This window comes from Haemophilus parainfluenzae (genome assembly GCF_014931275.1).
Taxonomy (GTDB): domain Bacteria; phylum Pseudomonadota; class Gammaproteobacteria; order Enterobacterales; family Pasteurellaceae; genus Haemophilus_D.
On sequence record NZ_CP063110.1, the window covers coordinates 14,769 to 27,060 of the forward strand.

The following is a 12,292-nucleotide window of genomic DNA, read 5'->3' on the forward strand; positions in this document are numbered from 1 at the left end:
AAAGATTGAAAACATCCTGAAAATTGACCGCACTTTTTTCTTTTCATTAATTAATATGCAAACAAACTCTCCTTTAATGCCTCGTGAAAAATTGTTGAAATATGGAGTTGAAGCCCTAGAAGATCACGAATTACTCGCTATTTTTCTACGAACAGGGATTAAAGGTTGCCCTGTCATGGAATTATCACATAACGTGCTGCAACATTTTGGCTCTCTTCAAACCTTATTAAGCGCAGATAAAGAAGCCTTTTGCAAAGTAAAAGGATTAGGCATTACGCAGTTTATTCAACTGCAAGCCACCACAGAAATGACAAAACGTTATCTGAAGCAAGAATTACTGATAGAGCATGTATTTAGCGACACATCTACGGTAAAGCTTTATCTTCAAGCTGAGCTTCACCATGAAGAACGTGAAATTTTTATGGTGTTATTTTTAGATAATCAACATCGTTTGATTAAAAAAGAGCGGTTATTTTTAGGAACAATTAATGTAACGAATGTCTATCCGCGTGAAATCATCAAAGAAAGCCTTTACTGCAATGCAGCTGCCTTAATTTTGGCTCACAACCACCCTTCTGGCCTAGCAGAACCGAGCTATTCCGACAAAATGATCACACAAAAAATTATTGAGGCTGCTGAGTTAATGGATATTCGTATTTTGGATCATTTTATTGTCGGCAAAGGGACTTGTTATTCTTTTGCTGAACATAATCTGTTATAGTTTTAGAGAATTTGATGATTTTTTTATCATTCATTTCCATTTAAAGACGGAAAAATCGCTTTTGGACTTGAGAAATGAAAATAAAGTCAGTATAATTTGCGACCTTTAATATAGTAAGTGGGTCGGATACTGCGACCTGACGAGGAAGCAAGCTTAGTTTTAAGCTTCATTATCCGAACCATAAGCTCGAGCTTATATTTAAATTATTGGAGATTATTATGTCTAGAGTTTGTCAAGTAACAGGCAAGCGTCCAGCTGTGGGTAACAACCGCTCACACGCGTTGAATGCGACACGTCGTCGTTTTCTTCCAAACCTTCACACTCACCGTTTCTGGGTTGAAAGTGAAAACCGTTTCGTGACCTTACGTTTAACTGCGAAAGGTATGCGTATTATCGATAAAAAAGGCATTGATGCAGTGTTAGCTGAAATCCGTGCTCGTGGCGAAAAAATCTAAGGAGCTAAAACATGGCAGCTAAAGGCGCTCGTGAGAAAATCCGTTTAGTTTCTACAGCAGAGACTGGTCACTTCTACACAACTGATAAAAACAAACGTAATATGCCTGAAAAAATGGAAATCAAAAAATTTGATCCAGTAGTGCGTAAACACGTTATCTATAAAGAAGCAAAAATCAAATAATTTTGCTGATTTGAAAAAAGCCCGACATTGTTCGGGTTTTTTTATATCACAAATTCATTACCGAGATTATCTATGCCTGAACTTCCTGAAGTCGAAACAGCCCTACGCGGTGTCAGTCCCTATTTAAAAGGTTTTACCATTGAAAAAATTGTAGTGCGTCAACCACAATTACGCTGGGTTGTCTCTCCTGAATTAACAACGCTCAAAAACGTCAAAATTTTAGATACTTCTCGCCGTGCGAAATACCTCATTATTCATACTGAAAAAGGTTATATCATTGGCCATTTAGGCATGTCTGGCTCTGTTCGAATTGTGCCGCACGATAGTCCTATTGATAAACACGATCACCTTGATATTGTAATGAATAATGGCAAATTACTGCGTTATAATGACCCGAGACGCTTCGGTGCATGGTTATGGACGGAAAGCTTAGGTGACTTTCATCTTTTTCTAAAACTTGGTCCAGAACCACTTTCTGATGAATTTAATGCGGAATACCTTTTTAAAAAATCACGCAAGAAATCGACCGCACTTAAAACCTTTTTAATGGATAATGCTGTCGTCGTGGGCGTAGGAAATATTTATGCCAATGAAACACTCTTTTTATGTGGTTTGCATCCGATGAAATTAGCCGAAAATCTCACACGAAACCAATGTGCCTTACTCGTTGAAACGATTAAAAACGTATTAGCGAAAGCCATTACACAAGGTGGTACAACATTAAAAGATTTCTTACAACCCGATGGCCGTCCAGGTTATTTTGCTCAGGAATTGTTAGTGTACGGAAACAAAGATAAACCTTGTCCTAAATGTGGCACTAAGATTGAAAGTATGATTATTGGGCAACGCAATAGCTTTTATTGCCCTCATTGTCAGAAAAAGAAATAGGCGTTATACACGCCTATTTTTTAGAAAAAGGTACTCCAGAAATGAGAAATTGGCATGGCGAGAAAAAGAGCCGGCAACATATTCGCCACATGGAACATTTGGATATTACAAATGCGAAAGCCCGCCGCAATCATTAGCATACCGCCTACCGCAGCAAAATCACCTCGCATTTCAGGTGTTACAAAAGGAATAATAAACACCGCAGAATAAGCTAAAATCACTTGAACCAATGTTTGTGGCATAAAAATACTTGCCACAGAAATGCCAAGCGATGTGGCAAAGATCATCGCGGTGAAAAAATCTAAAAAGGATTTCACAATGAGGATATCAAAATTACCACTCATCCCCTCATTCATCGCCCCGAAAATCCCCGTTCCACTAAATGAAAATAAAACTACAATCGCAACAAATTTAGATAAGAACTCTTCTTGGCTATGCATGCTACTTGGCTTATCAGGAAACATCTTTTCAACAATACCTTTGGCTGATGATGCCAGTTTATTGATCCCCTGTTCCAATAAAAGCAACTCGCCAATTATCGTCCCTAATAACACCGATAAAATCATTGCTGGCATATTGGTGGTTTTCGCCACCATCACAATACCCATGCCCATGGAACACAAGCCAAAGATTAAGGTTAGATTAGTGCGTAAACGCTCTGGAATGCGTCCACCGAGCGCCGCACCGATAACTGCGCCACTAATAATCGCCAGTGCGTTGATATAAGGTCCGATAATCATATTCTTCTCCAAGTTGACTTACCCTATTATACGAAAAACAAGATGAAAATCGACCGCACTTTTGGCAATAAAAAAGGCATGGTTTCCCATGCCTTTTATTTATTAACAATAAATTACCAGTGGTAACCTGCACCAACTGCTACACCCACTTTACCTTGTGTATCGCTAGTACCTGCTAAACGAATAATGATTTTACCGTTATCTGAAATACGTGACATACCTAATGCCACTGCATTTTGACCTTGGTAATTACCCGCTGCCACAGATACCATGCTCTTACCTGGAATGTAAGCTTGTGGTAATTGAGACGCCGCTAACGCGCTTGCTGTACCTGCATTTACACGCTTACCTAACTTGTTCACTTGACCATTTAACTTATTGATCTTGTTATTCATGTCAGCTTTTACTTCGTGTAATTGGCTGCCGTTTACCGCATCAGTACTGTCTGCTGCAATGCGCCCTGGTGCAACATTGGTAATTTGTTTATTACCTGCATCAATACCATTTTTAGTCATGCTTGGACCATTTTTAATGGTTACGCCATTGCCATCAATCACAGTATCACCCGCAGTGAATTTGTTTGCAGTTACGCTTTCCACTTTAAGGTTTTTCTTGATACCTACACGAACATTACCGCTCTTATCAATGTTGGTCATCACATTATCGCCACCATCAAACTCACTCCAGTTTGTGTTGCTATCTGCACCTTTCACATTGATTTGGCTATTTAATTTCGCACCGTAAACATCACCTACATTTGCACCAAATTTTAAGCCATCGCTTAATGTTGCGATAGTTTCACCACCAAAGTTCATACGATTTGGTGTTTTACCATCCAAGTTTGGTGCTGCATCTTTACCACTTACCACTGTAATTGGCGTTGAATTATCACCTTCACCAAGATTGATTGTAGTAGTATTAACTGTTGTGGCATTTACAGTTCCGGCTTTTAAATCTTTGGTAGTAGAAATAGTGAAATTCATGCCATCTTGCTTAATTTTGATATTTTGTCCTGCGATATAAGTCACGGTATTACCTGGGCTTACCTTTTGAACAGTTTCACCTTCAGCTTCACCACCGTCTTTATTCACAGTGACATTCCAACCAGAATTATTGATTGCATTTGCAACAGTGGTTGCATTCACCAATTTAGAGCCATCTACAGGTGTATCAATTTTTCCTGTTGTATTAGGTTTTAAATCAGTGGTCGCTACAGCATTATAAAGTTGGCTACCGTTTATTGCATCTTTGCTATCTTTAGATACATCGCCATCTCCAACATTGCTAATTTTCTTACCTGCAGCGTCAATACCTGATTTGGTTATACTTGGCCCACCAGCAATAGTTAATCCATCAGTATTAATGGTTGTATCGCCAGCTTTTACGCTATCAACTTTGATATCCTTAGCTAATTTAATTTCTAACTTATCAGTGCCATCTGCTACCACACCAATGTTACCATCGGAAAGTTTAGTCGTGTCCGTTTCACCACCAACTAGGTTAACTGTTTCACCTAATTTACGCTCTACATTGTTTCCAGTATCACCAGCAAAAGTAAGTGGACTAAATGCTTGTTTCGCAGTTTGATTAATCGCCTCATTAACGTTATTTACTACGTTACCATCTACTTTAATTGGTGCGTTAGTCACGGTAACATCACCTGCTTTCAAACCATCTTTATCAATTTTGGTATCGCCCGCAGTGACACTATCAACCTTGATATCTTTCGATAAAGCAATCTTAACTTTACCTTCTTCAACCTTGGTGCTGATATTTTTATCTGCGCCAACAACCTCAACCGTTTCACCTAATGGTTTCTTCACAGAATTACCATCTTGAGCAGTTAATCCAAAGCCTTTTGTGGTGAGGTTATTAATTGTTTGATAAAGTTGGCTACCGTTTACTGCATCTTGTGATGTTTCATTTACATCACCTGCTGCTACGTTGCTAATTTTCTTGCCAGCAGCATCAATACCAGATTTTGTTACACTTGGACCATCTTTAATATTCAAGCCATCTGTATTTAAAACAGTATCACCAACTGTTACATTACCTGCAGCATTAACATTAGTAACATTAATCGTTTCATTTAAATTAAACGTCACATTATCATCTGCTGCATTTTTGGTAATTTTAATATTGCCATCGGTGTTATTCAAATCAACCGTTTCACCAGGTGCTACATTACTACTATTTTCTCCATTAGCAGTTAAATTCCAGCCTTTATTAGCTACTTTTTCCACATCTTTTAATTGTGAAAAATTCACAGCATCTTTGTCATCGGTACCCGCTGCAACATTGCTAATTTTATTACCTGCTGCATCAATACCTGATTTAGTGACACTTGGACCACCGACAATTTTTAAACCATCAGTATTAATGGTTGTATCACCAGCTTTTACGCTATCAACTTTGATATCCTTAGCTAATTTGATTTCTAACTTATCAGTACCATCTGCCACCACGCCAATGTTACCATCAGAAAGTTTAGTCTCATCAGTTACACCACCAACTAAGTTAACTTTTTCACCTAATTTACGCTCTACATCCTTTCCTGCATCACCAGCAAAGGTTAATGGCATGTTACGTACTTTATTAATTGCGCTAGTCACGTCGCCTGCAGTTGCTAGATTGCTTGGATTCGCTGCAGTTGCATTGCCTTCTGCATCAGTAGTGATAGTTGTTGTGTTGACATCAAATTTCACAATTGTGCCATTATCCGCATCAGTTACATTTACAGTGGTTAAATTACCATCTTTAAAGTTCACAAAACCATTGTTATTGATACGTGATTTAGAAGTACCATTTTGTTGTACGTTAAAGCCACTATAAGTTAATACGGTATAAAGCTGTGAACCATTAATTGCATCAGTTGAATTAGCAGTAACACGACCTGCACCAACATTTTGAATTTGACGTTCAAAACCTTCTTTACCAACTGAAACAGCACCAAGCGAATTATTAGCTAGACCTGCTTTAAACTGTTTATTTTCACTCACGCCAGTATCATTTTTGAAGGCTGCTTCATGGGCGGTTCCACCGAAAACATTGCCACCTGCAACACTATATTTACCTAGTGCAACTGAATTTTGCACCGTTGCATTAGCTGATGAACCAATCGCTACACCATCAGCTGCCGAGCCAGCTGCGCCCTTACCGATAGCAATAGATGCTTGTTCTGAAGCATTAGCATTATTACCTATTGCGATACCATAAATGCCACTAACATTTGCATTTGCCCCCGTAGCAACGCCTGCATAAGCAGAAGAGGCAGTATGGCCAATGGCTACGCCTAACTCTTTAGCATCTGTATTAGAACCTAGTGCTGTCGAGTTAGTAACGGCTTTGGCATTAGTACCAACAGCCGTAGCATTACCACCATTTGCATGGCTTGAATAACCAATTGCCGTAGAGTTTGAATACTCACTATTAGCTTTGTGGCCTAATGAAACACCATTTTCTGCTGTTGTTTTAGCATCTGCACCAATCGCAACTGCATTTTTACCTCTATCAGATGCATTGGCATTTAAGCCCATAGTAATCGAGGCTTCTGTAATAGTGCTCGCATTTGGACCAATAGCAATCGCATTAACTCCAGATGCACCAGTATTATTCTGGTTACCTGTTACATTTGATTTAACCGAGAAATAATGAATTTTTTCAATTTCTGCCATCGCAGCATAAAGCTGAGAACCGTTAATTGCATCAGTTGAATTTGCGGAAATATCACCTGGTGATAAGTTGATGAGTTGACGTTCATAACCTTTTTTACCAATGGAAACAACGTCCCCTGCGATAGTATTTGCACCACCAGCCCAAGTATAGGTTGTCCCTAAAATAGTACGAGTAGTATAGGCAACCCCTGCTTTATCCGTCGCAGAACCACCACCAATCGCAACAGAGTTTGCAAACGATGCATTAGCCCCAGTACCAACAGCGACAGCATTCGTTTTTTGAGCTGCAGCCAATGAACCTAATGCTAATGAAAGATCCCCAGATTTTGTTTTTGTTCCTAATGATACAGCAGCCTCACCAGCAATCGTATTCATCCAACGGGGACTTTGAAGATCCCCTCCAGTTAAATCTTTAAATGCTTGTTGAACCGTTCCCGTTTTATCTTGGCCATTAGTATTGATATAAGTCGTTTGTGTAGCCGCTGCTTTATCAGTATCATCCCCACCAATCGCAACCGATGCATTACCATAAGAAACAACATTACCGCCAATCGCAATTGATTGATCGCCTCGAGCCCATGCGCCTTCAGTAATAGAACCACCATATATCTCCGCTTTATCAGCTCTAATGCCAGCTCCAATAGCAATAGACTGGTTTACTCGTACAACAGAAGTGCTATCGCCAACTTGAGCATTTTGACCGATGAGAATATTACGACTACCCGCTGTTCCACCATAATTTCCTGTGCCATCACCAATCAGCACACTATTGTCATAACGACCATTTACGCCATAACCAATAGCGGTAGTACTTCCACCGCTTGCTGATGTGGCACTGTTCCCAACCGCAATACTAAAAGGATGTACATTTGTAGGCGCATTGCTTCCATCCCCCACAATCACTTGCGCTTGCGCCGGCATCATCACTGCAGATAAAGAAAGTGCAAATGCAGAAAGTTTAAAAAGAGAAGATAAACGTGTTTCGCTTGTTACACGTTGTTCGGAGTTTGAAGAAGCTTTTACGGCTCCTTTCGCTAATTCTGATGTCACGACGAAAGATTGTGTCGTTTTGTTCCAAATAATCTTAAATACTTTGTTCATAAAAAAGTTCTCCCAAGTTAAATAGATTTAGGTATTCATCACATCCCAACAAACAATAGAACAAGATGGGTAAAAATAAGGTTCTGGGAGTATAGCTGACTCATCTATAAGATCAAGAAAATGATCGCTTTTTATACCATTTTTCACAAGAAATTTACATTTTCTATGCAAGGTATCGTTTGCGTAAAAAGAATGCTCATTAAAATTAGGTCAAAGTCAGTAATAATGAGCATGGAATCGTCTTTATATAAGTCAAAAACAATGTAAAAGTTGACCGCACTTTTTTCTCTTAATATGCAACTCACCTACCACTTCCCTAACCCCCTTATACCTCTTTAGAAGTATTTTGATTTTAAAGTTTGATCAACCTCAAACTTTTGGAAGATAACCTTAGAAAAACTACTACTTTTTGGTATCTTATGCTTGCACTGAACTATTTTTATGAGTGAATTCAAAAGCTTAATAGGAATTGTTTGCATTTAAAATTGTTTTTTTATTCTTTCCTAATGGAGTGATTATCGTGAACGCATTGAGAAAAAGCCTTGTTTTGGCCACTTCTTTCGCAGCTTTAGGTGTGTATAACTCAGCGATGGCTGAAATGGTGTACAAGCCTGTTGAACAACCTGTGGAAGCACCAAACCCTAATTTAAAAATCGAAGCAGTGAATGAAAAATTTGCTGAGAAATATCCTAGCCAATTCAATTCGTGGAAAGCGACTGAAAAAGGCGACAAAATCATCTATGCTAATGAACAAGATCCTCGTTTAATCGTGTTATGGGGGGGCTATTCTTTCGCAAAAGAATATAACGCACCTCGTGGTCACGTTTATGCAGTAGAAGATGTACGTAATATTTTACGTACTGGTGCGCCCAAAAATGCAAATGATGGCCCTCAACCAATGGCATGTTGGACTTGTAAAGGTCCAGACGTTCCTCGTTTAATTGCAGAATGGGGTGAAGATGGTTACTTTGGTGCAAAATGGGCTAAAGGTGGACCTGAAGTGGTCAACTCAATCGGTTGTGCAGACTGTCACGATACTACATCAAAAGACTTTGCCGAAGGCAAACCAGCATTACGTATTGCTCGTCCACACGTTCTTCGTGCATTAGATCACTTAAATAATGCACTTCAAGCAAAAGCAAAAGCTGAAGGTAAAGAACAAGCTAACTTAAGCTTTAACACAGCTGCTCGCACTGAAAAACGTGCTGAAGTTTGTGCTAACTGTCACGTTGAGTACTACTTCGCAGGTGATTTAAAACAAGTAACCTTCCCTTGGGATAACGGTCAAACTGTTGATGACATCGAAAAATACTACGATGATATCGGTTTCAGTGACTGGACTCACTCTCTTTCTAAAGCACCAATGTTAAAAGCTCAACACCCTGACTTTGAAATTTGGTCTTTAGGTATGCACGGTAAAAACGGCGTAACTTGTATCGACTGTCACATGCCTAAAGTACAAGGTAAAGACGGTAAAGTTTACACCGACCACCAAATCCAAAACCCATTCGATGCATTTGATACCACATGTGCAAACTGTCACGATCAAAGCAAAGAAAAACTTAAAGACATCGTTGCTTCACGTAAAAAAGAAGTGAAAGATGTAATGGGTCGTTTAGAAGATCAAGTTGTTCGTGCTCACTTTGAAGCGAAAGCGGCATGGGATGCAGGTGCAACTAAAGAAGAAATGGAACCTGCTTTAATGGATATCCGTCACGCTCAATGGCGTTGGGACTACGCAGCAGCAAGCCACGGTGGCCACATGCACGCACCTGATGTAATGCTTCGCGTATTAGGTTCTGGCATAGACAAAGCTGCGGATGCACGTGCTAAACTTGCAGCAATCTTAACTAAACATGGCGTAAAAACTCCGGTTGAAGTACCAGATATTTCTACAGCTGATAAAGCATGGAAAGTAATGGGTATTGATATCGAGAAAGAACGTCAAGCGAAAAAAGAATTCTTAGAAACTGTTGTACCTCAATGGGTAAAAGAAGCGAAAGCCAATGGCAAATTAGCTGAAGATACCGCAACAAAACAATAAAAAAAGAACCGCACTTTGTAACTAAAGTGTCGAAGTGCGGTCATTTTTAACCATATATTTGAGGTAATCAGAATGAATTTAACTTCTTTAATCAGCAAATCGGCAAAATCCCTTGCATTGCTTGCAATGCTTGCGGCAATGCCAATGGCTGCAAGTGCGGAAGAGATGGCAAAAACACCTGCCTCTCAACTTACTTACGAGCCACAAATGGATAACCAACGTGATCCAAACCAATATTGTGCAAAATGTCACAAATTTGACCAAGTTGATAAAAACCAAACTTTAGATCAATCTGGTGGTGAATTACACTTTGGTAAATTCCATGGCGCACACTTAAATCAAAAAAGCCCTAACACAGGTAAACCGATTAACTGTGTAAACTGTCACGGTAATATTTCGGAAGATCACCGTCGTGGTGCAAAAGATGTGATGCGTTTTGATGGCGATATCTTTGGTGATAAAAAACCAATGTACACAGCACAAGAACAAAACCAAGTTTGTTTTGCTTGTCACCAACCAGCAAAACTTCGTGAAAAACTTTGGGCGCACGATGTTCACGCAATGAAATTGCCTTGTGCAAGCTGCCACACATTACACCCGAAAGATGATGCGATGAAAGGTATTCAACCGAAAAATCGTGTGAAACTTTGTGTAGATTGCCACGGCGAACAACAAAAACGCAAAGCGGCAAAAGACGCACAATCACAAACGCAATCAACCGAACAAAAGGATAAATAATGACAGCTTGTTCACGCCGAAACTTTGTTTCCGGCATGGGGGCATTAATCCTTATGACGGGGACATCAGTTACCTCTTTAGCGAAAGAGGAAAAGGCGGATAAACCGAAACGCTATGCAATGGTACACGACGAAACAGCTTGTATCGGCTGTACCGCTTGTATGGATGCTTGTCGTGAAACTAACCACGTTCCTAAAGGCGTTTCACGTTTGGAAATTCTCCGTAGTGAACCTTATGGCGAATTCCCAAATCAAGAATACGAGTTTTTCCGTCAATCTTGCCAACATTGTACAAACGCCCCTTGTGTGGCTGTTTGTCCAACCGGTGCATCATTTATTGATCCTGAAACAGGTATCGTTGATGTAACTAAAGATCTTTGCGTGGGTTGCCAATACTGTATCGCAGTTTGTCCTTATCGCGTACGTTTCATTCATCCAGAGCATCTTACTGCGGATAAATGTAACTTCTGTCGCGATACAAACTTAGCAGCTGGCAAACAACCTGCTTGTGTAGAAGCTTGTCCAACCAAAGCATTAACCTTTGGTGATATGAATGACCCAAGCAGCGAAGTGTCCCGCAAAGTGAAAGAAAAACCGGTTTATCGCACGAAAGTGGAATTAGGTACTCAACCAAATCTCTACCATATTCCATTCCAACACGGGGAGCCAAGAAGATGACATTAGATTATCCTGTTCCGTTTCACACACCTAATTTGGTGTGGGATTCAACAATCGCTATCTATTTGTTCTTACTTGGTATTTCTTCCGGTGCGGTACAATTAGCGATTGCTTATAAACGTAGTCACAAATTAGAAAATCCTAGCAAAAACTGGATTATCAGAGCAGCCGCCTTTTTAGGTTCTGTGCCAACATTAATCGGTTTAACCCTGTTAATTTTCCACTTGGCACGTCCTTGGACATTCTGGAAATTGATGTTTAACTATCAATTTAACTCTGTAATGTCTATGGGGGTAATGTTATTCCAAGTTTATATGCTGTTCTTGGTATGTTGGTGTGCGGTTATCTTCAAAGAAGATATCATGGCGTTCATTCAACGTTTTATGCCAAAACTTGGTTTCGTCGGTAAAATTATCAATGTATTAGAACGTTTAACTGGTCCTGTAGAAGTCATTCTCTTCATCTTAGCTGCTGTACTAGGGGCTTATACCGGTTTCTTACTTTCAGCATTGATTAGTTACCCAATGTTAAATAACCCTGTTCTACCAGCGTTATTCTTGGCTTCAGGTACCTCTTCTGGTATCGCTGCAACCTTCTTATTTATCCTCATTGCAGGTAAATTAAAAGGTGATAGCCATGAATCACACTTCATTCATAAATTTGAAGTGCCAATCATGGTAACTGAGCTTGGTTTATTAGTTTGTTTCTTCGTGGGTCTTTATTTTGGTGGTGGCCAAAAAGTGGTTGCCTTACAGAATGCATTATCTGGCTTCTGGGGTGCAGTCTTCTGGATTGGGGTATTCTTAATTGGTATCTTAATTCCACTACTTGCCAACCTTGCCGTAAAAGACAACTTAAAATACAACAAGAACTTTATTATCCTTGTGTCAATCTTCGACTTAATCGGGGTTCTCTGCTTACGTTACTTCATCTTGTATGCAGGACAACTTACCGTTGCGTAAGGATAAACTTCTTATTTAATCAAAAGGCGTATACAATACGCCTTTTGTTTATTTAAAAGACTAAAGTGCGGTTAATTTTACGTATGTTTTTTCATGCTTAAAATTAACCT

The 12,292-nt window shown here is 39.5% G+C and carries 10 protein-coding genes; 8 read left to right on the plus strand and 2 right to left on the minus strand.

The annotated features are described in order from the left end of the window. Nucleotides 1-55 precede the first annotated feature (55 nt). The 4 genes from radC (at nucleotide 56) to mutM (ending at nucleotide 2,246) form a co-directional block, all read left to right on the plus strand. Nucleotides 56-721 carry a RadC family protein gene (gene radC, locus INQ00_RS00080; RefSeq protein WP_197546931.1) on the plus strand — a complete coding sequence of 222 codons (666 nt, stop codon included), beginning with the start codon at nucleotides 56-58 and terminating at the stop codon, nucleotides 719-721. Between the two features lie 218 nt (nucleotides 722-939). After that, entirely contained in the window at nucleotides 940-1,176 is a 237-nt protein-coding gene (rpmB, locus tag INQ00_RS00085; RefSeq protein ID WP_005599762.1) for a 50S ribosomal protein L28, read from the plus strand. Between the two features lie 11 nt (nucleotides 1,177-1,187). Further along, a complete protein-coding gene (gene rpmG / locus INQ00_RS00090; RefSeq protein ID WP_005613503.1) occupies nucleotides 1,188-1,358 on the plus strand; it encodes a 50S ribosomal protein L33 in 171 nt (56 codons plus the stop codon). 72 nt (nucleotides 1,359-1,430) lie between these two features. Next, complete coding sequence (gene mutM, locus INQ00_RS00095) at nucleotides 1,431-2,246, plus strand: DNA-formamidopyrimidine glycosylase (RefSeq protein WP_065243867.1); 816 nt, start codon at nucleotides 1,431-1,433, stop codon at nucleotides 2,244-2,246. Nucleotides 2,247-2,266: 20 nt separating this feature from the next. On the opposite strand, the gene INQ00_RS00100 is transcribed toward mutM, so the two are convergent. Next, the gene (locus INQ00_RS00100; protein WP_197546932.1) at nucleotides 2,267-2,986 is read right to left on the minus strand and encodes a DUF554 domain-containing protein; all 720 of its coding nucleotides are present in this window, start codon (nucleotides 2,984-2,986) and stop codon (nucleotides 2,267-2,269) included. A gap of 113 nt (nucleotides 2,987-3,099) precedes the next feature. Next, nucleotides 3,100-7,761 carry a YadA-like family protein gene (locus INQ00_RS00105; RefSeq protein WP_197546933.1) on the minus strand — a complete coding sequence of 1,554 codons (4,662 nt, stop codon included), beginning with the start codon at nucleotides 7,759-7,761 and terminating at the stop codon, nucleotides 3,100-3,102. A 520-nt stretch (nucleotides 7,762-8,281) separates the two neighbouring features. On the opposite strand from INQ00_RS00105, the gene nrfA reads away from it, so the two are divergent. From nrfA to nrfD, 4 genes are all read left to right on the plus strand, one after another. Further along, a complete protein-coding gene (gene nrfA / locus INQ00_RS00110) occupies nucleotides 8,282-9,805 on the plus strand; it encodes an ammonia-forming nitrite reductase cytochrome c552 subunit (protein WP_197546934.1) in 1,524 nt (507 codons plus the stop codon). Between the two features lie 72 nt (nucleotides 9,806-9,877). After that, a complete protein-coding gene (nrfB, locus tag INQ00_RS00115; RefSeq protein ID WP_070776062.1) occupies nucleotides 9,878-10,543 on the plus strand; it encodes a cytochrome c nitrite reductase pentaheme subunit in 666 nt (221 codons plus the stop codon). Beyond that, a complete protein-coding gene (gene nrfC, locus INQ00_RS00120) occupies nucleotides 10,543-11,220 on the plus strand; it encodes a cytochrome c nitrite reductase Fe-S protein (protein WP_065243863.1) in 678 nt (225 codons plus the stop codon). Before nrfB ends, nrfC begins: the two co-directional genes overlap by 1 nt. Beyond that, a complete protein-coding gene (gene nrfD, locus INQ00_RS00125; protein WP_197546935.1) occupies nucleotides 11,217-12,182 on the plus strand; it encodes a cytochrome c nitrite reductase subunit NrfD in 966 nt (321 codons plus the stop codon). The genes nrfC and nrfD overlap by 4 nt, the downstream gene beginning before the upstream one ends. Nucleotides 12,183-12,292 lie beyond the last annotated feature (110 nt).

Coding starts and splice junctions, on each gene's coding strand:
- radC (WP_197546931.1), top strand. CDS start 56: ATGCAAACAAACTCTCCTTTAATGCCTCGTGAAAAATTGTTGAAATAT.
- rpmB (WP_005599762.1), top strand. CDS start 940: ATGTCTAGAGTTTGTCAAGTAACAGGCAAGCGTCCAGCTGTGGGTAAC.
- rpmG (WP_005613503.1), top strand. CDS start 1,188: ATGGCAGCTAAAGGCGCTCGTGAGAAAATCCGTTTAGTTTCTACAGCA.
- mutM (WP_065243867.1), top strand. CDS start 1,431: ATGCCTGAACTTCCTGAAGTCGAAACAGCCCTACGCGGTGTCAGTCCC.
- INQ00_RS00100 (WP_197546932.1), bottom strand. CDS start 2,986: ATGATTATCGGACCTTATATCAACGCACTGGCGATTATTAGTGGCGCA.
- INQ00_RS00105 (WP_197546933.1), bottom strand. CDS start 7,761: ATGAACAAAGTATTTAAGATTATTTGGAACAAAACGACACAATCTTTC.
- nrfB (WP_070776062.1), top strand. CDS start 9,878: ATGAATTTAACTTCTTTAATCAGCAAATCGGCAAAATCCCTTGCATTG.
- nrfC (WP_065243863.1), top strand. CDS start 10,543: ATGACAGCTTGTTCACGCCGAAACTTTGTTTCCGGCATGGGGGCATTA.
- nrfD (WP_197546935.1), top strand. CDS start 11,217: ATGACATTAGATTATCCTGTTCCGTTTCACACACCTAATTTGGTGTGG.